Raw genomic sequence first — 23,586 nt, 5'->3', positions numbered from 1 at the left:
TTAATCGCGGCGTATTACAGGTTTACAATACCCCAATCACTTTAAGGAGAATAAAATGACCAAAGAATTTACTCTTAACCCAGTAATAACACCTATTCTTGGTAGTATGGTCTATATAGCCGATTATATTAATGCTGATGGTTATATTTTAGATTCATGGGGCAAAACTCCTTATAAATGCGCTTGCCTCAATGCCGGTCTTATTTACACGACCAATGGAGAGGCGAGGCTGGTCTCCAATATGTTTATTAATATTTTTGAGGCTCATAAAAATGATTTTGATTACCTTGAAAACGAACCCAAAAATGGGGATTTGGTTTACGCTGCCAGATTAAGTGCAGAGGGTCACTATTTAGCACTTAAATATAAAAGTGGCGACCATCATTTCGAACAAGCATGGCGTAATCATATGCTTTTTAAAAATGAAGACAAAGCTATTTACGCTTGTAAAACTGCTATCGCTGTGTTTAACAAAGTATATGAGAGTGAACTATACCACTATTACACTACCTACCCAGATAATGGCACTAAAGTCTACACACCATCACCACGTAATAGCGACGGGTTTATTTGTATAGATTTTAATTCAGATAACCTTGAACATAAAAATTTGCTTGATTTAGGCCTTTGCTTTTTTAACCCAGAGGACGCAAAAAAAGTAGCCTCAACAGTTAAACCAAGGGTTGAATTATCCAAACCTTGACCATTAAACATCACGCAAAGGATTTAGGGATGATTAATCATATTAATTGGCATTCAGTAGTAAAAGATGGGTGGCCAACTAAAAAAGGTAACTACTTAATTGTGCGTCGTACCAATAAACCAGAGGGCAGAGTGCGTACAGATTATTTATATTCTATCGAGCCGCCAGAATGGTCGGGACACTCATTAGAAGAGATTACTCATTACATTCCGATAGAAGATATACCCATGCCTAAAGCTAATTACCGTGAATATTATTCTCAACCTATACGTAAACGCGCAGTTTTGTCCAAAACTGGCGAGATTATTTTAATTGACTTACCCTCTTCTAATTAATCTACAGAAAACAACCACAGCCAGCTAATTAGCTGGCTTTTTTATTACCGGTTACAAGGACAGATATTATGCAGAAAAAAGAAAATGAAGTTTCAAGTGACGCCCTCGCTGAAAGATACGCATGTAACCGAGGGATTGAGGAGTTTAAAAGGTGGTACCCTAACGGCCACGCTCCCCTCACTGGAGTGCTTAGAAAACTTCAGGAATTAGCTAGCACAAGTGCTGACTACGATGAATACGTTGAATACGCCAAGTGGTTATTCGACAATTTCCCACCGACTCAGGAGACCTTAGTTCTAAATGAACTTACAGAAAAAGTTATTTTTTGGAACGGCGATATAGACATTAAGTCCGGTATTGATGGTGACCATATCATTATTGGTAATGGCGACTTAAATATTGCGGGTGGTGTTAAGTTGACTGAATGTGCGCGAATTTGGGCGAAAAATGTAAAAGGACAAAACATTACGCTTTATGATTGCGCGGGAATTTGGGCGGAGGAAACAATAAAAGCCATAAATATTGCGGCTTATGACGACGCGGAAATTGGGGTGAAAACAATAGATGCCGTAAATATTGCGGCTTATGGCGACGCGGGAATTTTGGCGGAGGAAACAATAAAAGCCATAAATATTGCGGCTTATGGCGACGCGAGAATTTCGGCGGAGGAAACAATAGATGCCGTAAATATTGCGGCTTATGACCAATCGGAAATTTCGGCGAAGAAAATAAACACCCAAAATATTATGGATGATACTAGGTGGGGAATTCGTGGCGATATTAATTTAATCCGCCCCTCTTCTAACCAGCAGAACACAACCACAGCCAGCTAAATAGCTGGCTTTTTCGTGGCCCTATATTTAGCCAGTAAAATTCTAAGAAAGGAGCGCAATTATGTTTGCCGTTTTTGGTAAATCGTTAGAGGCAGAAAAAGAAAAACAAAAAAATAAAATTGGCTACCCTACTACCCCAGAACAAAGACTCAATCAATCTAAAAATGCTTACCGCATTTCACCTGATTATAACAGTATAAGCCGGTGTTATGAATTTATAGAGATGGCAAAAAAATATGATGATATAAAAATATTTTATATTGCACAGCGTCAGTCCGAAATCAGCAAAAAAAACAGGAAAGAAAAATTGTCGTTATGTGCGAATTAATTCTGTTTAGCTAAGGAAAAATCATGATAAAGGTACAGATAACTGCATTCATTGCAGTTTTTTTTATGGCTACCTTTTTAACTGTTTCACCCGCTTTAACCTTGCAAGAACAAGAACAGATGCAAAGTGATTACACTGCACGGCTAAAGCAGGAAAAGGAATTACAGGCAGATTTAAAGGTTAAGCGCATGGCTGATGCCTATGCACGGATGAGTGATGAAGAGCGATTACATGGTGATGCGGAGGTGTTGAGATGACTAATAATGAAAGAATAAAAATGAAACAAGGTAACCTTAGAGATGATGTAGTTGGGATTGTTAACGCCTTAAAAGAAAGGGAGTGGGCGGAGCATTGCACTACCACCAAGCTAGGGCAGGAATTAGAGGCAGAAATTACCGAGTTAATTGGCCAGTTAAATCATTATATTCAACTATGTGAGAGGCATAACATTCCCAAAGAGTAATTAAATGAATAATGTAATTTACAAGCTGGTAAAAGCAGGCATTCACGTTGTTGCCTCCGTACTGCCCTAAAGAAAGAAAAAGTACCCGAGGGTAATCAGTTTTTGTGTGGTGTGTTCTGCCCCCAGCGCGCAGCACATGGTTTGATTTTCCTTAGTCAAAGGCATGTGCCGATTGACCGCCGTAAGCGGTCATACAGATTACCAAATTATGTTAGCTATTTAGCTGGCTTTTTTATTGTAGTTTAGAAGCAAATACTATGGAAAATCAAAACGAACTAGACCTCGGAATTATTAAAAGACTTTATAAGAAAGGATTTAGATTATTTTCTGAGTGGCTACAAAAGTTACAAGAATTAGCGAACGCTGAGCCTAAATGTGCAGATAGATATGTAGGATATGCTGAGTGTATAATAGCATTCACCAAAAAAAATCATCACTCTTTAATTTTTGATAAACTTCCCAAGGGTTACTTTTTCTATAACGGTGATGTTCACGTTAAAAGTAAAATACGTGGCGGCTGTCGCTTAATTATCGGAGGTAGATTAACCGTTGAAGATAGTATCGAGCTTTCTGGCGAAGATTACATTAAAGCTAAGGAAATATATACCCAAACAATAACCGTTTATGGGAATTATGCTTCTATCAAAGCTGAGGAAATAAATGCTCAAGAAGCCAACGTTCGTGATTGGGCTCGTATTTGGGTTGATATATTAACCGCACGTGTAGTCAACGCTCGTCATAACAGTTACATACGGGTTTATGTGGAATTAAACACCCAAAACCTTGATGTTAAAGATAATGCTAAAATTGATGGAAAGGTTAATATAATCCAACCCTCTTCTAACCCACAGAATACAAGCACAGCCAGCTAACTAGCTGGCTTTTTTGTTACCGTTTACAAGGACAGATATTATGCAGAAAAAAGAGATTGTATTGACACTTGGCTTCCTTGCTGAAAAAGATGCATGTGACCGAGGGATTGAGGAGTTTAAAAAGTGGTACCCAAGCGGCTCCGCTCCCCTCTCTGAAGTGCTTAGAAAACTTCAAAAATTAGCTAACACAAGTACTAAATACTTAAAATACGTAGACTACGCCAGATGGTTAATTCTCCGCTTTCCACCGACTCAGGAACCGTTAGTCCTTAATAAACTAACAGGAAAATTTCTCTTTTGGAACGGCGATATAAACATTAAGTCCGGTATTGATGGTGAGCGTTTTATTATTGGTAATGGCAACGTAAATATTAAGGGTAATGGTAATTTAAATGGACGCACGAGAATTTGGGCGAGGAAAGAAGTAAAAGCCATAAATATTGCAGCTAAGTTTTACGCGGAAATTTTGGCGGGAACAATAGATGCCCAAAATATTACGGCTTATGACCACTCGGGAATTCATGCGAAAACAATAGATGCCGAAAATATTGCAGCTAAGGATTTCGCGGGAATTTTTGCGGGAACAATAGATGCCGAAAATATTGCAGCTAAGGATTTCGCGGTAATTCGGGCGTGGGAAACAATGGACGCCGTAAATATTGCGGCTTCTGACCACTCGGGAATTGGTGCGGATGAAATAAACACCCAAAATATTATAGATGATTCTTATGATGGAATTCATGGCAAGATTAATTTAATCAACCCTCCTCAAACTAATCCACAGAATACAAACACAGCCAGCTAACTAGCTGGCTTTTTTGTTACCGTTTACAAGGACAGATATTATGCAGAAAAAGGAAATTGTATTAACACTTGGCCTCCTTGCTGAAAAAGGTGCATGTGACCGAGGGATTGAGGAGTTTAAAAGGTGGTACCCTAACGGCCACGCAACCCTCACTGAAGTGCTTAGAAAGCTTCAAATATTAGCCAACACAGCCCTTTACCCCTTAAAATACGTAAACTACGCCAAGTGGTTATTCGACAATTATCCACCGACTCAGGAACCCTTAGTTCTAACCGAATTAACAGAAAAAGTCATCATTCATAACGGCAATATAGACATTAAGTCCAGTATTGATGGTGAGCGTTTTATTATTGGTAATGGCGACGTAAATATTGAGGATGATGTTAATTTAACTGGGTGGGTGATTATTCAGGCGAAAAATGTAAAAGGCCAAAATATTACGCTTTATGATTTCGCGGATATTTCGGCGGCGGAAACAATAAAAGCCACAAATATTGCGGCTCATGGTAACGCGGGAATTTGGGCGGGGAAAACAATAGATGCCGAAAATATTGCGGCTCATGGTCTCGCGGGAATTTGGGCGGAGAAAATAAACACCCAAAATATTATGGATGGTGATAGGACAAGAATTCATGGCGATATTAATTTAATCCAACCCTCTTCTAACTAACCCAGAAAATATAAAAGGGTTAGCTAACAATGTAATTTAAAAATGTTCAAGAACGAGCCGTTTTTATAGCGGCTTATTTTTTTATTGGGAGCACAAGACATGGTTATATCTCAAAATGAAATAGTAAATTTATTTTCCGGAATTCTTGATAAACTTGATGCCCTTATACGGGCTCAAACAGATAATAGCAATTTATGGAACGCAGAACGTTGCGCTAATTTTTTTTCATGCTCCCCCAGCCATTTTAAAACCCGCATCGCCTGTAAACCTGATTTCCCTCGACCGGTTAAGTTGAATAAAACCGCGCATTCTTTATGGATTCCTATGGAGGTTAAGAAATTCGCAGAAAGAAAACAGCTAATCAAGTAAATCTGCTAGATTGGATGCATCGGGGGCATAATATGTATTAAGCAATATTTTTATATCTCTATGCCCTGAAATCTTCGCCAAATTCATTACATCAACCTTTTTAGACATTCTTGTTAAAGCTTCGCGGCGCGAATCATGAAAATGTAAATCATATATTCCGCAACTACGGCAAGCGCGCCTGAATGTGGTGCTTAATGAGTCGGGGTCAAGATCGAAAACAGTAGTTAAATTGATTTGTTCAAGCTGGCGAAGTAGTTTTAGTGCTGCCTTTGATAGCGGGACATCACGAGAGTAACCGTTTTTAGTCATTTCTAAGTGTGCTACCCTGCGTTTAAAGTCGATATCATGCCATTTTAGGCCACACAACTCGCCAGCCCGCATAGCTGTTTCTATTGCAAACAAGAATGCTAAAGCCACCCTCTGCTTTTTGAGCACCGGCGGGGTGTCATCATCATAGTGACACCAAAAACAAATACGCGTAATCTCATCATCTGTAGGCCTGCGCGTTCTTGCTTTATTACCTTTAGGCCTCGTAATTTTTCTTGCTGGATTATCGTTAATCAAGCTCCATTCTTTTAAAGCGTAATTAAAAACGCTTGATAGCGTGCTTAGTTCTCGCGCAACCGTTGGAGATTGAACTTGTTTTAATCTATCGTCACGCCATTGCGCGACATGCACGGGTAATAACTCCGAAGTAAGAACGTTTGCTAAATCTGTTTTTAAAATTAACCCAAGCCTAATACATTCATTTTTACTGCCTCGTTTCTTGATAGTAACTTCTTTCATGTATCGTTGAATAAGGTCACCAACAGTGATATTTTTGGGAGCTAATCCAAGTTTTCGATTATTTATATCAGCTTCAGTTTGCGTAGCCCACTCCCGCGCCTCTGTTTTAGAAGTGAATGTTTTAGATATCTCATTACCTTTAATGCGAACGCGCGCAGTATATTTTTCGCCGCGCTTTACGATAGTGGCCATAAATGCAAGACTATTGGTCAAAAGCGTAACGATACACTAAAGATTTCGNATATATAAAGAAAGTGACTCAGAATTGTCACATACTTGCTATAAAATATTGATAAATATGGGTTTGATGGTGCCAGTAATAGGAATCGAACCTACGACCTTCGCGTTACGAGTGCGCTGCTCTACCAACTGAGCTATACTGGCTGACGGATAAATTTTTTCAGTGTGGCGCGCAGTATAACATACCTACCTTTGATTCACCATCATTAACAAAACATGCCTGAAATCTTAAAATCTTAAGAATTTATACTTAATCATACATATAAAACTTATTTAGCAGCCGTACATTTTATGCGTTACTATCTCATTAAATTTTATGCTTCTGTTAATTAAAAATAATCGCAATAAGCATAATTTTATTCGAAATACAATTTCTTTCTACTATAGCTATGTTAGAAAAATTCTTTATTTCTAATAATCAATAGATCTGTTAGCACCTTCAGCTACTACTTTTTTACAGAAGCAAATAGCAAAGCTAAAATACTGACATTCAATTTTTAACGTTGTCTTTTCTTAAAATTGTTCATAACTTGTGTCAAGTTATATTTCAGCACGTCATCCACTGCCGAAGGCACTTCCGCCAATAGCTCACGCTGTAGCGTTGTTACCAGCCCAGCAGTATGTTTCTGTACCGCTACCCTGACCATACCAGATAATACATCGGCTAGATGAGGGCGTAATTTTTCACTAAGCTGCTGCAATAGAGCCTGTTCTGAAATGCAGGTAACAGCACGATTTGCTGTACCTCGCGGCTCGATTACATGCATATGTACATGAATTACTGGCTGGCCATTTTCACTAAAGTCTGTATTGACATCAGTAACATCAGACTCAGAAGTCTCAGCCTGCACAATCGTTGCCTGATTTCCTTTTAGTTGAACAGTACAGCCAGATGGCAAAGTTTCATCAATCGGAGCACTTTGCAAACAGCTTTGGGCAGCCAGCCAGTCTTCCTGAATCAGTAATGCTGTATCATTCAAAGCAGATTCTTGTTGCTGAGCCTCCAACGTACTCTGCTGCTGCCATTGCTGCAGGTAGGCACGATAAACACGTTCTCGCTGTATCGGATCCAATACTACCTCATCAGTCCGATTATACTGGGAAGGATTAGGTTTTTTTGGTTTAGCTGTAGCAGGCTGCCGGTTGTGAGGTACTGTACCTGTTACTACAGCAGAAGTATTAAAAGCGTGCTCGTGTCTTCTGGTTTGATGCACAACCACTGTCGGTTTAATACTCTTGTTCACATCATGATGAACAGCATGATTATCATGCTTCTTTTTATTCTGGCGCAGTTGTTCAAGATTGCGTACCCAATCAGGTTTGGCTTCAGCCGACTCACTATCTGTATTAGTCATAGATTGCTGTGCAGGCGGATTATCTTCACTCAAAGTAAAAACAAATTGATTTTGTTGTTCATACTGGTTTTTCACCATGCCCTCACTTCTTATCGTCTGATGTATTCTGGCTCGCTTCACATGAATTTTCACTGTGCCATATATAGGTAATTATAACAACTTTTGTAGGTTAAAATGCTAAAATAATGTATATTTTGTCCAATTTTATTAGGAATTAAATAATGAGTACCTTAGAACAACGAATTGAATTTCTCGAAGAAAATAATGAAGCCCTACTCATGCAAAACCGTGTACTAGCCACTGCACTGAAAGGTTTATTGAGAGCCTTACCCGCAGATTTAGCAGAACTAGCTACAGAATCTATTCGAACAGCTTTTGATAACGAAATTGCTGAATTGCAGTATGAAGAGAATCCGCAAGTAGAATTATTTCATGATGCCACTTACGCTTTTTTTCATGAACGCGAACATTAAATCATAAAACAGACCAGCAGCAGATAGCTGGTCTGTATATGCTCAACTCTGATATTTTTCATGCCGGCAGTCACATATCGGCATAATTTGGTCCGCTGCCGCCTTCGGGACACACCCAGTCAATATTCTGCTCAGGATCTTTAATATCGCAGGTTTTACAGTGTACACAATTCTGCGCATTAATCTGCAATTGTGGTTCTCCTGCTTCTTCCATAATTTCATACACCCCAGCAGGACAATAACGCGTTTCTGGACTAGCAAATTTTTGATAATTAACACTAATGGCCAATTCTGGATTATGTAACCTAAGATGAACAGGTTGGTTTTCAGCATGGCTGATACCAGCCAAAAATACACTACTCATACGATCAAATGTGAGTTTGCCATCCGGTTTAGGATAATCAATCTTCTGGCAATCTTGTGCTGGTCGTAAAGACGCATAATCCGCCTGCTGATGCCTTAGAGTCCATGGTGCCTTACCCTTGAACACATATTCTTCTAGTGCACCATAAACTAGGCCTCCCAACAGACCCCATTTGAATGCAGGACGTACATTGCGGACTTTATTCAACTCACTAAATAACCAACTGTTTCTGAATAAACTTGTGTAATTTACTGCCTCTGCATTACTGCTTTCGCCAGCTCCCTCGCTTAATACATCAGCAATGGCCTCTGCTGCGAGCATACCGGATTTCATAGCAGCATGAATACCTTTAATTCGCGGCACATTCAGAAAACCAGCAGTATCACCAACCAGAACACCACCAGGAAACGTTAGTTTGGGCAAACTTTGCAAGCCACCTTCACTCAGCGCTCTTGCACCATAAGCAATACGTTTACCACCCTCTAATGTAGCTCGAATGGCCGGATGAGTTTTGTAGCGCTGCATTTCTGCATACGGAGACAGATAAGGGTTCTGATAATCCAGACCAATCACAAAACCAACTGCTACTTTATTATCATTCAAATGATACAAAAAAGAACCGCCATAGGTTTTCTGATCCAATGGCCAGCCTATAGTATGAATCACAGTTCCGGGTTTGGATTTTTCCGGTGCGATTTCCCATAATTCTTTAATTCCGATTCCATAAGTTTGATGCTGGCAGTCTCTTCTTAAATCAAATTGCTGCATCAGTACTTTAGTAAGCGAACCGCGGCAACCTTCAGCAAAAATAGTCTGTTGTGCCAACAGTGCCATACCCTGCTGATATTGGTCACCAGGAGTACCATCGCGTTGAACGCCCATATCGCCGGTGGCAATTCCCCGTACCGAACCATCAGCATGATAAAGTATTTCTGTAGCGGCAAAACCAGGATATATTTCTACGCCCAATTCTTCCGCCTGCTGCGCCAGCCAACGACAAAACACGCCCAGACTAATGATGTAATTGCCTTGATTATTAAAACTGGCTGGCGTTGGCAGACGGTAAGCTTTTTTTTCGGTTAAAAACAGCAAACTGTCTTGTTTCACCGCACACGACAACGGAGCGTCTTTATCCTGCCAATTTTCAATCAGCTCAGATAATGAACGAGGGTCAATTACAGCACCCGAAATAATATGCGCTCCAACTTCAGAACCTTTATCGACAACGCATACACTAATCTCGCGCTGTTGTTTAGCGGCCAATTGTTTTAAACGTATGGCAGCAGATAAACCTGACGGCCCGGCACCCACAATAACAACATCATATTGCATGCTCTCGCGTTCAAGGGTATCTGTCATGATAAGTTTTCCTGCATAGAAACAAAATTACTCAAAATTCAGTAGCCATGCCTGTAAATGCATGCTGAATACTCAAAACTTGTCATTATATCGAACAATGGCTTCAGACAGTGACTAAGGGACTAAGCCTGTTCTGATTTCCATTTCACACTAGCCAAACCAAGGAATAAACCATTACTTAAAATATTTGAATATAAGCTGAAAAATTACTTCTCAAAAATACAATAAACTGTATTTCAATAAATGTACGATATCTATCCCAACAGGTTTTATCAACATTAACTTTTCAACGGCTTTGTTTCAATAGAATAACCGTAGTAATAGTCTATATTCTGCGCACATCATTTCAAAGCAAGGGTTCATGCTGAGAATCGCTTTGATTTTCTCAAACTGAAAAATTGGCTACACAACCAATCCTAAAAAACCAAACAACAATCTTTGTTGATTTCTGAATATGAAAATTAACACCTTTTCATTGCGATTAATTGGTATTACTTCATTGTTAATAGACTCAGAAATTGATAATCAGATTGAAGACTGTAATTAGGATAAACCTAAAGTACGTCAGCTGCTCTATCAACATTCCCTATTAACTTAATTGTGGCAAGATTGCACGAAAATCATCCACAGTGTCAGCAGCTAAACCAAGCTGAATCCAAGGTATATAAACCATAAATATGTAAATTTGTTGTAAAAAAACAACTTCTCTAATTTGCAGTAATTTTGTTGGGTAATCATTAAACTGTAACATTATTGCTGAATATTATTTACTTTTATTAAATTTTATCAATATCTTATAACTATACCCATACCTTAATCTTATTGCTTATCTAGTAAGTATATCCTGCACTAGACTAGATTCTAACGCGCCATTCTCAACAAGCTTCTGTAGCTGTTTAACAAAAATACACCTTTGGCAGATTGCATTAGTTTGCAAGGCGGGGCATAATTCGATTTGCACAAGTTATGCGCACTGTAGCTATTTATTGAAGAAATGATATAGTGTGCAAAAACTGGACTTCCATCACTAAAGTAATACTTTTTGATACAGATTAAGGTACATAATCATGAAAAAATCTCTGTTAGCTGCTGCTGCCCTGATGTCTTTGTTCTTGGCTGCTTGTAATAAAGATGAATCAGCTCCTGCTGCTTCTGCTGCATCAGAAGTTTCAGCTCCTGTAGCTTCTGAACCAGCTCCGGCTTCTGAACCAGCTCCAGCTTCTGAAGTTTCAGCTCCTGCTGTTGCTTCTGGCGCTTCTGCTGAAGCTGCTTCTCACTAAGCACATCAAATTAAAAAAGCCAGACTTTCCAGTCTGGCTTTTTTATTATCTGATTCTTAAAAAGGATGCAAAGTTGAGATCTGGCTCAAAAACAATAGCAAACTCCAACTACAATTTTCCTCTAAAACTTAACATTAGATATATCAGTTGAGTAAATAAACAAAAGAGCAACAATGTCTGCATGCGCCATACCGTTTTTTGTTTATTTTCTGTACGTGAAAATAGCATCAACATCAATAACCATTGAGTTCCAATCCAGTATAAAGGTTGCCAAGTAAGCATCTGTAAAACACTAACCATTAAAGGAACTAATAAAATTGTATTTCTGATTAGACATAAAATAAGCGTCAAACAGATAGCCAGCGCTCCAAACTGTAACCAACTACTATAAAGCAGATTAGATAAATAACCGTTGCTTTTAAGTCTATTGCGCTGATGAAGCATAAACACCGAACCCAACAGCACATAAACTGGCATCAGAAATAAATTTAACGGTTTAAACAAACCAGCAATACCCGGCAATACCACACTACTCATAGCTGCCAAAATCACCCAAATGGTTAACGCAGCAGCCAGCCAGCCATAAAATTGATATTTACAACATTGCCACACAAACAGGACTGCATAAATCATTACAACCGCATAAATGATTAATGTAGTCATCAGTGTACCAGTTTTAGCAGACGTGCCAGTACCACGGCCATATTTTCTGCCATATAGTTTACCCATTCAGTAGCCATATCCGATGTGAAATGAGCTTCATCCTCATGGCCGACTATCAAAATTGCTAGCGTCTGTTCCTGCCAGCGCAATGGCAGTTGTAAAAAGCTTTCAAGACGAGGCTGTACGGGCAATAATTCCCGTAAAACAACCACAGGTAAGGTACCACATATGGGCTTATTCAGTTTTTTTGCTACAGCTTTAACCTTATCATCTGCCATTAAAGAAGCAGGTATACGCACACTTTTAGGTGCTTCGGTAACAATTTTCAAGGCGAAATCAGGTAATACAAATTCGTTTTTCAAGCCATCGTGAATTGCCCTTTGCCATTGAGCGACTGTATTTACCAAGAGCAGGCGTCGGTCGAAAGCCATGAACTTAGCCATCAAAGTATGATTAGCATCCGCTTCTCCCAACATCTGTACCAATTGTGAAGCCATTTTTTCCGTTTTACGCTGCATAAACTGCATCCGGCCCTGCTGGAAAGACATTATCTTGCTTTCAATAGGTCGCAGGTTAAACTCTGCTGCATGTTCGTACAGCCACTCTGGCTGAGCATGTAAAAACGCACGTACATCTGCTTCTTTGATACTCATAAACAATCAATCTCCCCATCAAAAACACTCTGGGTCGGCCCTGTCATCCATACATGAGCATCAGGTTGCTGCTGCCAACTGATTAATAACTGCCCCCCAGTCAAATTAACTTCTACCGGTTCATCATCGCCCAGTAATCCCAAACTGATTCCGGCTACAACTGCAGCACAGGCACCCGTACCACAGGCCTGAGTTTCTCCAACACCTCGCTCAAAAACACGCAGACGAATCCTGCGTGGTGCCACAATCTGCATAAAACCGACATTAACGCGTTGAGGAAACTGTTTGTGGTTTTCAATAGCTGCTCCCAGCCGGTGTACAGGTGCTTGCTCAATATCTTTCACCACTATCACCGCATGCGGATTGCCCATATTGACACAGGTAACACTAACAGTCTCATTGCCGATTACAAGCTGATGGCTGATACTACGAGCATCATCCTCATCAATAGCGGTAAACGGAATTTGCTCCGGAGCCAACAACGGCACACCCATGTCTACTGTTACCAAACCATCATCGGTTAAACGGGGCACAATCACACCGCCAGCTGTTTCTACCACAATCTGCTTTTTACTGGTTAATCCTTTATCATAAACGAAGCGGGCAAAACACCGTGCGCCATTTCCACACTGTTCCACTTCAGAACCATCTGCATTGAAAATCCGATAGCGAAAATCAGCTTCTGCTTGTCGTGGTGCCTCAATCAGAAGAAGCTGGTCAAATCCAACTCCGGTATGCCGTTGTGCCCATGCGGCAATTGGTGCTGTCCTCGGGTTAAATTTCTGGTTGATACCATCAATAACCATGAAATCATTACCTAAGCCATGCATTTTGGTAAATTTTAACTTTGTCATAAGCCGCCCAGTTTATTATTCCAGCAGATAGGCGACTATGATACCGATTTATCTTGATAACGATAAGTTCTGAACACCAATAAAATCAAAAATCTTTACATTTATATGATTTAAAAAATAACTTAAACTGTGATTTTTTATACTTCATCTTTTGAATCAGATTCAGTATAAACCGCTAATAATATATATTCTGATATAAGAAATAGTATTAAAAAAATGAAAATCATCTGATTATTGAAACACTGAATACTATCAGCCTATTATTTTTTATAAATATCAGCATATATACTAAATATTTTTGCTTGATTATTTAATGTTTTCAATGAAGTAATCGATAAAAACTCTAAGTTTTGCTAAATTCCTATTTGACTCTGGGTAAAGAAAACAAAATTGCCATGTATGATTAATAGAATATTCAGGTAAGATTTCTACCAATTTATTACTCTGCAACTCATTCTGCACCGCAAATTTAAATAAATGTACAATTCCACAACCATTCAATGCAAGAACCTTAGTCGCCAGAATGCTGTCAAACACTTGGATATGATTCGAATAATGAAAATCCCTTTTTGAATGATTATCTACAGAATTCCATAAGAATTTTTTGTTATTTTCGCTTATGCTGAAATTGATACACTGATGATTTTTAATATCTGAAGGCGATTGTATCATGCTGTTGTTAGACAAATATTCAGGACTAGCAAACAGACCGGATGTAGCATCATGCAATTTTTTTTTAATTAAAAAGGGCTCAAGTTTGGTCTCAGGCTGAATCAACCTCACTGATAAATCATAAATTTCAGCCACAAAATCAATATTTCGATTAGTTACATGAAAATCTAGCTTCAGTTTTGGATATTGTTCACAAAATTTATTTAAATATGGCGCCATTTTATAGTTAAAAAAACTTTCTGGAACACTGATTTTCAGTCTTCCAGCTACAGACTCTTTTTGTTCTTTAAGCTCTCGTTCAATACTGATTAATGATTCTAAAATTTCAGAGCATTTTTTATAATAAATTTTCCCCTCTGGTGTTAATTTGATTTTACGTGTATTTCTACTGAATAATTCAATACCAATTCTTTCTTCAAGCCTTTTAATAGAGCGGCTTACAGCAGCAGGTGTAATATTCAAATACTCAGCAGCAGCTGAGAAATTTTCATTTTCAGCTGCTACGAGAAACAGTTCAAGACTAGCTAAATTCATACCCTGTAAATGGTTTTTCATTTCAACAACTGAATATCTGCTTGATTTTGACGCATATAGAGATTATTCATTATTAATGCTATAAGCGTAACTGCCATTCCCAAAACTTCAATATACGAAACATGATGCCCTTGCAAAAGGCCAATAATGTACGATATAACGGGTACCAAATTAACAAACAAAACTCCATTGATTGTGCCTAGCGCTTTAATACCTGCATTCCAGCTGATAATCACTAAAGTAGTTATAACCAAAATAAAAATATCAAATTTACTGGCTGCCATTGCCTGAAAATTCGGATAACTGGCATAACCTAATAATGTTGCCGCTATAGTAATGAATATTATACTCAGTGTTCCTAAGGAAGAGCTTAAAGCAGTGACACGTAAAGCACTCCAGCCATATACTGAAATCATAATATTGGCAAAATAGGTATATATTACCCAGCAGATAGTGGCTGCCAATAGTAGCAAATCACCGATAAAGCTAGATGAAGCCCTCAAATGACTAAAATTACCATTAGTAATTACCAAAACAATACCAGTAAAAGCTAATAGCATGCAGAAACTAGTTTTAGAATCTGGGAAGCTACGATGAATAATGCATGTTAGCGCAAGCGATAATAAAGGCATCAGAGCTAATATAATCGTTGCATGTTCTGCTGAAGAATAACCTATTCCAATAAACGTGAGAAAATTTAGTCCTGCAAAGCCGATACTTCCAAAAAACCAGAGTAACAAGGTTTTACCTTCAGTTTGATAACTTTTTTTACCTTCTAGAATGATTAAAATCACACTGACAAGCATTGCCCCCAAAACATAACGAATAAAAGTAAGATAATAGCCATCAATACCTGAAGATACGGCATGTTTGGATGCGGGATACATAATTCCCCAACCAATTACCGTAATCAATAGATATACAATACTTCTGCAACTAAATTGTCTGTTAATACCCATGTCTTTTATCCTGAAATAAATTGTACTGCATATTGTTATAATTCATTTCAAGTAAAAGAACATTATAGAGCGAGTAATAAGTCTTATTACATAAAGTAACATCAAACAACTTTAAGATCCAGAAAATCAACAATAGGCCTGTAATTGATTCAGATAAGCGTATATCGAATATACATTTATTTGCATCTCTCGCTACTCAAATTGCTTACAGATTCATAACCGGCGGCTGCACCAGCATCAGCACTATCGGCAAGGTAATCAAGCTTAATACCGTACTGAAAAAAGTAGCAGAAGAAACTAGTTGTGGTTTGGTGTTGAATTGTACAGACATCAATGTAGTATTGGCTGCTGTCGGCATGGCAGCAAGAACAATTAATATTTTTTTTGCCATCAGGTCTAGCGGCATAAAATACACCAGCAGCACAGCCCACAAAGGCGATACTATCAATCGGAGTATCAACGCAAAGCTTATTTTGGGCAGTTCAATCTGCTTAATATGTAATGTAGCCAGCTGCATACCCAAAATAAGCATAATAACAGGAATAGAAGAATCTCCTATCATTCCCACAGCCAGCAGAATTTCTTTACTGAGTGGAATATGCAGTATCTGAAATATCAAACCTAACAAAGCACCATGTACAATCGGCATGCGTAATACTTTTTTCAAAACCGTGCGCTGGCTGATGCCTTCAACATCATTGCTGCCTTTTGCTGCAAAATAAGTGCCTAATGTACTCATAACAAACTGTTGCAGTACCATCAGAATCACAGCGATATCAAAACCTGCACTGCCGAAAAATACCAGAATCACCGGTGTACCGTAGTTTCCATTATTCATAAAACATGATGCCAAAATCAAGGCGCAATTATCCTGATTGCGGTAATGACAAATTTTCGACCACAGATACACCAGCACAATCAGTCCGATACACAAAATCAATACATAGAAAGCATAATAAGCATAAGCAGAAGTAAGCTGATGGCTGTAAAACGTTTTGAAGGCCAGAAAGGGAGAAAGGATATACAAAGACATTTTCGATAATCCGGCTATATCGAATTTAAGGATTTTCTGACCAATGAATCCAGTAACAAAAATTCCGAAAACCGGTAATAAAATCATCAGAAAATGCATAATATATCCTTACCGATAAACAGATATCGGATTGTCAATATGTCTGAAAAATTTTAGAAATTCTTAATCTGGCAGCGCTCGTACATAATGGCAGCAATGTGACTATGGTTTAAAACCAGTTAACCAGATAATCTCGCCACAGCGCCAGCACCCATAAAATTGCCAGTAGTAACATGGTTAATAATTGAGCAGCCGATGCTGTATCTTTAGCCCGTTTGGCCAGCGGATGTTTTGCCAACGAAGTATGGTCGACAGCTGCTTCAATAGCCGTATTAAAAAGCTCTACAATCCAGCTTAAAAACGAAGCCATAATTAAAACCATACGCGTCAGGATGCCAAAATCCAATACAAAAACCAGCACAATCAAAATTCCATTTAACCACAACAGCTGACGAAAAGCCGATTCGCTGCAAGCCGCTTTCAAACCAGCCAGAGAGTAACCATAGGCGTTGAATATGCGGCGTATACCGGTTTTACCTTTAATAGTATTGGCATACTGCTTATTATTTTCCGGCATGATAATATTATTGTCCTTTTAAAATCGGATATGGCTGCACAAGATTTTTTAAAGCGGGGAACCATATAAACGTGCAGCTTCTTCAACAGCATCGGCAAATATAGCAGCCACATCACAGTCAGTTTGCTTGCTAATTTCTTGAAAACCAGTCGGACTGGTAACATTGATTTCCGTCAGATAATCACCAATCACATCCAGTCCAGCCAGCAGAATACCTCTGCGTACCAGTTCCGGAGCCAATGTTTCAGCAATTTGCCTATCTCGTTCACTCAGTGGCTGCGCCACGCCATGGCCACCTGCAGCCAGATTGCCTCGTGTCTCGCCCTGCTGTGGAATACGTGCCAATGCATAGGGAACAACTCGCCCACCAATAATTAATATGCGTTTATCGCCATGAACAATTTCTGGAATATAACGCTGTACCATAATTGTACGGCTGTCTAAACGCATCAGCATTTCCAGAATACTGCTGATATTAGGGTCATTCTGCTGCAAGCGGAAAATCCCCATACCCCCCATACCATCCAGCGGCTTAATAATGATATCGTGGTATTCATGCAAAAAAGCACGCACATCTGCTGCACGGGTAGTGACCAAAGTCGGAGCAGTAAACTCTGTAAAATCTAAAATAGCTAGTTTTTCATTGAAATCGCGCATAGCCTGCCCGCTGTTATAAACACGGGCACCTTGTTTGGCAGCTAAAGTCAGTAATTGAGTCGCATATAAATACTGCATATCAAACGGCGGATCAGTACGCATGATCACTGCATCGAAACTGTTTAGCCGATATTGCTGTTGAGACAAAAGACTAAACCAGCAATGGTCATAATCATCCCTGGCTTCGGTAAATCCAAATTCGCTAGCCTCTGCCACAACATATTCTTGCTGAACACTTAGCTGGCTGGCTAATGTGTGAAACAATGTCCAGCCTCGTGCAGCCATTTCCCGCATCATGGCATATGTGGTGTCTTTATAAGTTTTGAAGCCAGCCATTGGGTCGGCTATAAACAAGATTTTCATTATATTTACCTACAGATAATTTAACCGGCTCAAAATCTACTTCCAGCCGGTTAAACCAGTACTTTATTTTAATGAACGAATGCCTACTGCTTCACGTACTTCCTCTAGTAGGGGTTTTGCCTGTGCACGTGCTTTTACCGCACCTGCCTGCAAAATATCCTCTATCAATGAGGGCTCTGCCATTAGCTGAGTAAATCGCTCACGCTTTTCAGCCAGCTCTTCATTGATTTTTGTTGCTAGCATTTTTTTAGCTTCGCCCCAAGCCAGACCTTCAGCAAGCATCTGAGTAAAGCTGCTCGTTTCTGTCGGTGTAGAGAAAGCTTTATAAATATCAAACAAAGGGCTTTCATCAGGCTGTTTCGGTTCGCCCGGTTCTTTCAGATTGGTAACAATCTTATTTACCGCTTTCTGCAATTTCTTTTCCGGTTCAAATAATGGAATGGTATTACCGTAACTTTTGCTCATTTTTCGGCCATCCAGACCAACCAATGTTTCCACATTGTCATCTATTTGAGCTTCGGGCAAAGTAAACAAAGGCTTGAAACGATGATTGAAACGGCCTGCTATATCACGCGCCATTTCCAGATGCTGAATCTGATCACGCCCTACCGGTACCTTATCGGCATTAAATATCAGAATATCTGCACTCATGAGCATCGGATAACAGAAAAGCCCCATTTCAATGCCGTGATCTAGGTCCTCCTGTCCTTTTTCAGCATTTTCCTGTACGGCTGCTTTATACGCATGGGCACGGTTCATTAGTCCCTTAGCTGTATTGCAGGTCAGAATCCAGTTCAGTTCCATTACTTCGGGAATATCAGTCTGACGGTAAAAAGTTGTACGCTCAGGATCAAGACCACAGGCCAGCCATGTTGCAGCTACAGCTTTGGTTGATTCGTGAACTTTTTCCGGATCATGACATTTAATTAAAGCATGATAATCAGATAAAAAAAGGAAAGATTCCACATCTGGATTCTGGCTCGCCTGAATAGCCGGACGAATAGCACCCACATAATTACCCAGATGCGGTATGCCGCTGGGTGTAACACCAGTTAAAACGCGCGTTTTTTTCATTATGAATCGTACTTTATAAAATTAATATTATTTTGAAACAAAATTTTCTGCTTACTCTAAATAACGTTGCAGTGAGAAAGTCTGAATGATAGAAGTAAATCAAACCGCTAGCTCAGGCATATTTTCAAGCTCTATAGCTGCAGCCAGCAACGATAATCTGGCCAGTACACCATACACATAAAGACGGACACTTTCACAATCACTGGCCTGACTAACATTCTCTGTCTGCACGATACCCAATTGTTCCCACGGCTGAAATTCGCGTTTGCTGGCAGTATCTTCTTCCGTAATCTCAGTTTCCGGTGAGACAATATTGCAGTGCAATGGTACAAAATGCATCCCTATAGCATTCAGATTTTCGTCTGGTCCGCGTCCCTCATGCACACGGTAAAAGCCACCGATTACAAACCGGTCCATCATATAAACCACAGGTTCTGCGGTAGCACCATGCAGTGTTTCATAAGTATAAATACCTTCCTGCACAATCACTTCACTGACTTCCAGACCTTCTTTGATTTTAGCCATTTTATTACGTTTTTTGCGATTGAGGCCACGCACCTCCTCTGCCGAATGAACACTCATCACCCCCATACCATAAGTACCGGCGTCGGCTTTAACAATCACAAACGGTTTATCCTGAATGCCCAGTTCATCATATTTATTCTGAATACGTTGTAAGAGACGTTCCACAGTATCTGCCAGACGGTTTTCACCTTCGTGGCTGGCAAAATCTAAACCACTACATACTTCATAATATGGATTAATCGTCCACTCATCTATGCCTGCCAGTTTGGCAAACTCTGCTGCCACTTGATTATATGCATGAAAATGGGTACTTTTTCGCCTCGTGGTCCAGCCAGCTTTTAATGGTGGCAATAGTTTCTGTTCCAATCCCTGAAGAATATCTGGTACGCCTCCTGACAAATCATTGTTCAGCAAAATCATACAAGGAGTGAAACCATCTGCTAGCTGTAATCGATTACCCTGCCGCAATACTGGCTCGAGAGTAATGTGGTCACCAAGCGCCGTTTCTAGTGTGGTAATCTGAGTAATTTCGGGATTAATTGTACCAATTCGCACATTTAATCCCACATGACGCAATATAGAATAGAGTGCGTAAACATTTTGCAGATAAAAAGTATTGCGCGTATGGTTTTCAGGTATCAGCAAAACAGACTGTGCTTCTGCACAGGCACGTTCCACTGCATCCTGTGCCGCTACAGAAGCCAAAGGCAAAAAAACAGGATTCAGGTTATTAAAACCACCCGGAAACAGATTCATGTCAATACTGGCAAGTTTATATCCGCTGTTACGAATATCCACCGAACCGTAAAAAGGAGCGTGGTGATGTCGCCATTGGGTACGAAACCATGATTCAATCTGCGTCTGTTTGGCTAAAATTGCCCGTTCAAAATTCTGCAATTCCAAGCGATGCGCTGCGGCCACATCAGGTAAACTCATATTTCAGTCCTTTCTACATATATATGCTGCATTACTTAGTGCATATAGTGGTCATTATTATAACAACAAACGCCAGATTAACAGAAAACAGCAACTATAATCGTTTTCAAACAGACATTCAGGACATCTACACTTGCAAAAAATAGACAATAAGTCCAAAAATATTCATTTAATTACATTCAAATCTGAATATTTTATATTTTTAGACAAAATGCTTGTAAATCCTTCTTAACAGTATTAAGATGCTTCACACATAAAACATAACAAAACAAAGCTAGTACAATGAAAGCACAAACCCTGTATGAAAAACTGTGGAATAGCCATATTGTCCAACAACAGGCTGATGGCACAGTTTTACTCTATATCGACCGCCATCTAGTACATGAAGTCACCAGCCCGCAAGCTTTTGAAGGACTGAAGCTGGCTCATCGTCCATTGTGGCGCGAACAAAGTATAGTTGCTACTGCTGATCACAACACCCCTACAGACCACTGGGACAAAGGCATCACCGATCCTATTTCCAAGCTTCAGGTCAATACACTGGATAAAAACATACACGACTTTGGTGTAGAAAAATATTATCCATTCAAAAATATCAATCAGGGTATCGTGCACGTAGTAGGCCCCGAACAAGGCGCCACTTTACCAGGTATGACAGTAGTCTGCGGAGATTCACACACGTCCACCCATGGTGCTTTTGGTGCGCTGGCTCATGGCATCGGTACATCAGAAGTAGAACACGTCATGGCCACACAGTGTATTACTGCCAAAAAATCAAAAACCATGCTGATTGAAATTACCGGCACGCTAAAACCTTGTATAACCGCCAAAGATATTGCTTTATATATTATTGGCCAGATAGGTACTGCCGGAGGCACTGGTTATGCAATTGAATTCGGCGGTGAAGCAATCCGCAATTTATCAATGGAAGGTCGAATGACCCTTTGCAACATGGCCATCGAAGCAGGAGCCCGTTCAGGCCTTGTAGCAGTTGACCAAACCACAATCGATTACATCAAAGATCGCCATTTCGCACCTAAACGTGAATTATGGGAGCAGGCTGTTAGTTACTGGAAAACACTGGTCTCAGATGCAGGAGCCAGCTTTGATAAAACTTATCATTTTAATGCGGAGGACATCGAACCACAGGTTACATGGGGAACCTCACCAGAAATGGTAATTGCAGTAAATCAACAAGTGCCCGACCCTGACGCAGAAACGGATCCAGTAAAACGGGAGGGTATGCAGCGGGCACTGCAATATATGGGCTTAACTGCCGGTACACCAGTCAATGAAATTCCAGTTGATGTTGTATTTATTGGTTCATGCACCAACGGAAGAATTGAAGATTTACGCATTGCTGCCCAAGTAGCGAAAGGACGACATAAGGCAGATAATGTTAATCGGGTATTAATAGTACCCGGCTCAGGAAGAGTCAAACAACAAGCTGAAGCAGAAGGGCTGGATAAAATTTTTACAGCCGCAGGTTTTGAGTGGCGTGAACCAGGCTGCTCAATGTGCTTGGCTATGAATGCAGATCGATTACAGCCACATGAACGTTGTGCTTCAACTTCCAATCGTAACTTTGAGGGCCGTCAAGGGAACGGCGGTCGCACTCATCTGGTCAGCCCTGCCATGGCAGCAGCTGCAGCAGTCACTGGCCATTTTACTGATGTGCGACACATATAAAGTGAATAACTTGCAGTTTTAAGCCAGCAAGTGCATGATAAGCATGTAGTTCTGATTGAATGTGTTAATTATTATCTTTGTTGAAGGAGTAAAGCATGAAAAAAATGTTGTTAATTGCTGCAATGGTTATGGCTGTACTCTCTGGTTGTCACACAATTCATGGCGTAGGACAAGACGTCCGTGCTGGGGGTCAGCATCTGTCCAACGCAGCTAGTCGATAATATTACAAGGATAAAACCATGAAAAAACTGATGCTCTTAAGCGTTGCCATTGTTGGTTTTCTGGCTGGTTGTCATACAGTTTCCGGCGTTGGTCGTGATATTTCTGCCGGTGGTCAGGCAGTAAGTAATGCTTCAGACAACGTACGCTCAGAAATGTAACTGCATGCAAGCCCGACAGGGCTTGCACTAAATTCAATCATTAACTACACACATACTGAATCACCCGCATGAAATCTTTTACAACTCTTACGGCTCTGGTAGCACCGCTTGACCGCGCTAATGTAGACACAGATGCCATTATTCCTAAACAATTTTTAAAATCAATCAAACGCAGTGGTTTCGGCCCAAATGCTTTTGATGAGTGGCGTTATCTTGATCACGGTGAACCGGGTATGGACAACAGCAAACGTCCCTTGAATCCGGATTTTGTACTCAATCAGCCACGTTATCAGGGTGCACACATTCTGCTGACCCGTAAGAATTTTGGTTGTGGTTCAAGCCGCGAACACGCACCATGGGCTCTAGATGATTACGGTTTTCGCGCCATCATTGCACCATCTTTTGCAGATATTTTTTTCAACAACTGCTATAAAAACGGTCTATTACCCATAATTTTGCCCGAAGAAGTAGTGGATCAACTTTTTCATGAAGTTACTTCTCATGAAGGCTATCAGCTCAGCATCAATCTGCCCGAACAAACCGTTACCACACCCAGCGGTCATCATTACTATTTCGATATCACCGAACACCGCAAACATTGTCTCCTCAATGGTCTGGATGAAATCGGCCTGACCTTGCAACATGCGGATGCTATAAAAGCTTATGAAAGCAGCCACAAACAACAACAACCATGGCTGTATCAGTCCTGACTCCATAGAAACCTGTTTCGTTTTCATACACTA

Annotated in this window: 29 protein-coding genes and 1 tRNA gene; 16 read left to right on the top strand and 14 right to left on the bottom strand. The window is 40.0% G+C overall.

Features of this window, described 5'->3' with window-relative positions; genetic code table 11:
- Positions 1 to 55: 55 nt before the first annotated feature.
- The 10 genes from J3U75_RS06585 (at position 56) to J3U75_RS06540 (ending at position 5,378) form a co-directional block, all read left to right on the top strand.
- On the top strand, positions 56 to 703 hold the full coding sequence (locus tag J3U75_RS06585) for a hypothetical protein (RefSeq protein WP_267391136.1): 648 nt from the start codon (positions 56 to 58) through the stop codon (positions 701 to 703).
- Positions 704 to 732: 29 nt separating this feature from the next.
- On the top strand, positions 733 to 1,038 hold the full coding sequence (locus J3U75_RS06580) for a hypothetical protein (protein WP_267391135.1): 306 nt from the start codon (positions 733 to 735) through the stop codon (positions 1,036 to 1,038).
- 68 nt (positions 1,039 to 1,106) lie between these two features.
- Complete coding sequence (locus J3U75_RS06575; RefSeq protein WP_267391134.1) at positions 1,107 to 1,871, top strand: hypothetical protein; 765 nt, start codon at positions 1,107 to 1,109, stop codon at positions 1,869 to 1,871.
- Positions 1,872 to 1,932: 61 nt separating this feature from the next.
- Positions 1,933 to 2,199, top strand: a complete 267-nt coding sequence (locus tag J3U75_RS06570; protein WP_267391133.1) for a hypothetical protein — start codon at positions 1,933 to 1,935, stop codon at positions 2,197 to 2,199.
- A gap of 65 nt (positions 2,200 to 2,264) precedes the next feature.
- On the top strand, positions 2,265 to 2,456 hold the full coding sequence (locus J3U75_RS06565) for a hypothetical protein (RefSeq protein ID WP_267391132.1): 192 nt from the start codon (positions 2,265 to 2,267) through the stop codon (positions 2,454 to 2,456).
- A complete protein-coding gene (locus J3U75_RS06560; protein WP_267391131.1) occupies positions 2,453 to 2,662 on the top strand; it encodes a hypothetical protein in 210 nt (69 codons plus the stop codon). The genes J3U75_RS06565 and J3U75_RS06560 overlap by 4 nt, the downstream gene beginning before the upstream one ends.
- Positions 2,663 to 2,919: 257 nt before the next feature.
- Complete coding sequence (locus J3U75_RS06555) at positions 2,920 to 3,534, top strand: hypothetical protein (protein ID WP_267391129.1); 615 nt, start codon at positions 2,920 to 2,922, stop codon at positions 3,532 to 3,534.
- A 40-nt stretch (positions 3,535 to 3,574) separates the two neighbouring features.
- Positions 3,575 to 4,339 (top strand): hypothetical protein, encoded by a 765-nt coding sequence (locus tag J3U75_RS06550; protein WP_267391128.1) that lies wholly within the window; start codon positions 3,575 to 3,577, stop codon positions 4,337 to 4,339.
- A 40-nt stretch (positions 4,340 to 4,379) separates the two neighbouring features.
- Positions 4,380 to 5,009 carry a hypothetical protein gene (locus J3U75_RS06545; RefSeq protein WP_267391127.1) on the top strand — a complete coding sequence of 210 codons (630 nt, stop codon included), beginning with the start codon at positions 4,380 to 4,382 and terminating at the stop codon, positions 5,007 to 5,009.
- A 99-nt stretch (positions 5,010 to 5,108) separates the two neighbouring features.
- Positions 5,109 to 5,378, top strand: a complete 270-nt coding sequence (locus J3U75_RS06540) for a hypothetical protein (RefSeq protein ID WP_267391126.1) — start codon at positions 5,109 to 5,111, stop codon at positions 5,376 to 5,378.
- Here the strand turns inward: J3U75_RS06540 and J3U75_RS06535 are convergent.
- The 3 genes from J3U75_RS06535 to J3U75_RS06525 all read right to left on the bottom strand — a co-directional run bounded on the left by J3U75_RS06535 (position 5,367) and on the right by J3U75_RS06525 (position 7,837).
- Positions 5,367 to 6,356, bottom strand: a complete 990-nt coding sequence (locus tag J3U75_RS06535; protein ID WP_100157100.1) for a tyrosine-type recombinase/integrase — start codon at positions 6,354 to 6,356, stop codon at positions 5,367 to 5,369. The genes J3U75_RS06540 and J3U75_RS06535 overlap by 12 nt on opposite strands.
- Before the next feature lie 116 nt (positions 6,357 to 6,472).
- A tRNA-Thr gene (locus J3U75_RS06530) sits at positions 6,473 to 6,548 on the bottom strand.
- 353 nt (positions 6,549 to 6,901) lie between these two features.
- Positions 6,902 to 7,837 (bottom strand): hypothetical protein, encoded by a 936-nt coding sequence (locus J3U75_RS06525; RefSeq protein ID WP_267391125.1) that lies wholly within the window; start codon positions 7,835 to 7,837, stop codon positions 6,902 to 6,904.
- A 143-nt stretch (positions 7,838 to 7,980) separates the two neighbouring features.
- On the opposite strand from J3U75_RS06525, the gene J3U75_RS06520 reads away from it, so the two are divergent.
- On the top strand, positions 7,981 to 8,232 hold the full coding sequence (locus J3U75_RS06520; RefSeq protein ID WP_100141275.1) for an NGO1151 family protein: 252 nt from the start codon (positions 7,981 to 7,983) through the stop codon (positions 8,230 to 8,232).
- A 70-nt stretch (positions 8,233 to 8,302) separates the two neighbouring features.
- On the opposite strand, the gene J3U75_RS06515 is transcribed toward J3U75_RS06520, so the two are convergent.
- Positions 8,303 to 9,955, bottom strand: coding sequence for an electron transfer flavoprotein-ubiquinone oxidoreductase (locus tag J3U75_RS06515; RefSeq protein ID WP_267391124.1), 1,653 nt, complete (start codon positions 9,953 to 9,955; stop codon positions 8,303 to 8,305).
- Positions 9,956 to 11,022: 1,067 nt separating this feature from the next.
- Here J3U75_RS06515 and J3U75_RS06510 point away from each other — a divergent pair.
- A complete protein-coding gene (locus J3U75_RS06510; protein ID WP_100141277.1) occupies positions 11,023 to 11,235 on the top strand; it encodes a hypothetical protein in 213 nt (70 codons plus the stop codon).
- A gap of 108 nt (positions 11,236 to 11,343) precedes the next feature.
- Here J3U75_RS06510 and J3U75_RS06505 read toward each other — a convergent pair whose 3' ends face one another.
- The 10 genes from J3U75_RS06505 to gshA form a co-directional block, all read right to left on the bottom strand.
- Positions 11,344 to 11,898 carry a hypothetical protein gene (locus tag J3U75_RS06505; protein WP_267391121.1) on the bottom strand — a complete coding sequence of 185 codons (555 nt, stop codon included), beginning with the start codon at positions 11,896 to 11,898 and terminating at the stop codon, positions 11,344 to 11,346.
- On the bottom strand, positions 11,898 to 12,551 hold the full coding sequence (locus J3U75_RS06500; protein ID WP_267391120.1) for a DUF484 family protein: 654 nt from the start codon (positions 12,549 to 12,551) through the stop codon (positions 11,898 to 11,900). The genes J3U75_RS06505 and J3U75_RS06500 overlap by 1 nt, the downstream gene beginning before the upstream one ends.
- Positions 12,548 to 13,405 (bottom strand): diaminopimelate epimerase, encoded by an 858-nt coding sequence (dapF, locus tag J3U75_RS06495; protein WP_267391119.1) that lies wholly within the window; start codon positions 13,403 to 13,405, stop codon positions 12,548 to 12,550. Before dapF ends, J3U75_RS06500 begins: the two co-directional genes overlap by 4 nt.
- 306 nt (positions 13,406 to 13,711) lie before the next feature.
- The gene (locus J3U75_RS06490) at positions 13,712 to 14,632 is read right to left on the bottom strand and encodes a LysR family transcriptional regulator (RefSeq protein ID WP_267391118.1); all 921 of its coding nucleotides are present in this window, start codon (positions 14,630 to 14,632) and stop codon (positions 13,712 to 13,714) included.
- Complete coding sequence (locus tag J3U75_RS06485; RefSeq protein WP_267391117.1) at positions 14,629 to 15,570, bottom strand: DMT family transporter; 942 nt, start codon at positions 15,568 to 15,570, stop codon at positions 14,629 to 14,631. The genes J3U75_RS06490 and J3U75_RS06485 overlap by 4 nt, the downstream gene beginning before the upstream one ends.
- Before the next feature lie 205 nt (positions 15,571 to 15,775).
- On the bottom strand, positions 15,776 to 16,702 hold the full coding sequence (locus tag J3U75_RS06480; protein ID WP_100141283.1) for an AEC family transporter: 927 nt from the start codon (positions 16,700 to 16,702) through the stop codon (positions 15,776 to 15,778).
- 109 nt (positions 16,703 to 16,811) lie between these two features.
- Entirely contained in the window at positions 16,812 to 17,219 is a 408-nt protein-coding gene (locus tag J3U75_RS06475; protein ID WP_100141284.1) for a diacylglycerol kinase, read from the bottom strand.
- 48 nt (positions 17,220 to 17,267) lie between these two features.
- Entirely contained in the window at positions 17,268 to 18,242 is a 975-nt protein-coding gene (gshB, locus tag J3U75_RS06470) for a glutathione synthase (protein WP_267391189.1), read from the bottom strand.
- 60 nt (positions 18,243 to 18,302) lie between these two features.
- Positions 18,303 to 19,313 carry a tryptophan--tRNA ligase gene (trpS, locus tag J3U75_RS06465; protein WP_100152044.1) on the bottom strand — a complete coding sequence of 337 codons (1,011 nt, stop codon included), beginning with the start codon at positions 19,311 to 19,313 and terminating at the stop codon, positions 18,303 to 18,305.
- Between the two features lie 99 nt (positions 19,314 to 19,412).
- Positions 19,413 to 20,774, bottom strand: coding sequence for a glutamate--cysteine ligase (gshA, locus tag J3U75_RS06460; protein ID WP_267391114.1), 1,362 nt, complete (start codon positions 20,772 to 20,774; stop codon positions 19,413 to 19,415).
- A 282-nt stretch (positions 20,775 to 21,056) separates the two neighbouring features.
- On the opposite strand from gshA, the gene leuC reads away from it, so the two are divergent.
- The 4 genes from leuC to leuD all read left to right on the top strand — a co-directional run bounded on the left by leuC (position 21,057) and on the right by leuD (position 23,553).
- Positions 21,057 to 22,463, top strand: coding sequence for a 3-isopropylmalate dehydratase large subunit (gene leuC, locus J3U75_RS06455; RefSeq protein ID WP_267391113.1), 1,407 nt, complete (start codon positions 21,057 to 21,059; stop codon positions 22,461 to 22,463).
- A gap of 95 nt (positions 22,464 to 22,558) precedes the next feature.
- Positions 22,559 to 22,684 (top strand): entericidin A/B family lipoprotein, encoded by a 126-nt coding sequence (locus J3U75_RS06450; RefSeq protein ID WP_100141289.1) that lies wholly within the window; start codon positions 22,559 to 22,561, stop codon positions 22,682 to 22,684.
- Between the two features lie 18 nt (positions 22,685 to 22,702).
- On the top strand, positions 22,703 to 22,843 hold the full coding sequence (locus J3U75_RS06445) for an entericidin A/B family lipoprotein (RefSeq protein ID WP_100141290.1): 141 nt from the start codon (positions 22,703 to 22,705) through the stop codon (positions 22,841 to 22,843).
- Between the two features lie 68 nt (positions 22,844 to 22,911).
- Positions 22,912 to 23,553, top strand: a complete 642-nt coding sequence (leuD, locus tag J3U75_RS06440; protein ID WP_100152041.1) for a 3-isopropylmalate dehydratase small subunit — start codon at positions 22,912 to 22,914, stop codon at positions 23,551 to 23,553.
- The last annotated feature ends 33 nt before the right edge of the window (positions 23,554 to 23,586 follow it).

Source organism: Snodgrassella sp. B3088 (assembly GCF_026535815.1).
Taxonomy (GTDB): Bacteria; Pseudomonadota; Gammaproteobacteria; order Burkholderiales; family Neisseriaceae; genus Snodgrassella; species Snodgrassella alvi_E.
The sequence above is the reverse complement of the archived record's forward strand: the minus strand, read 5'-3'. Positions and strand labels throughout refer to the sequence as shown.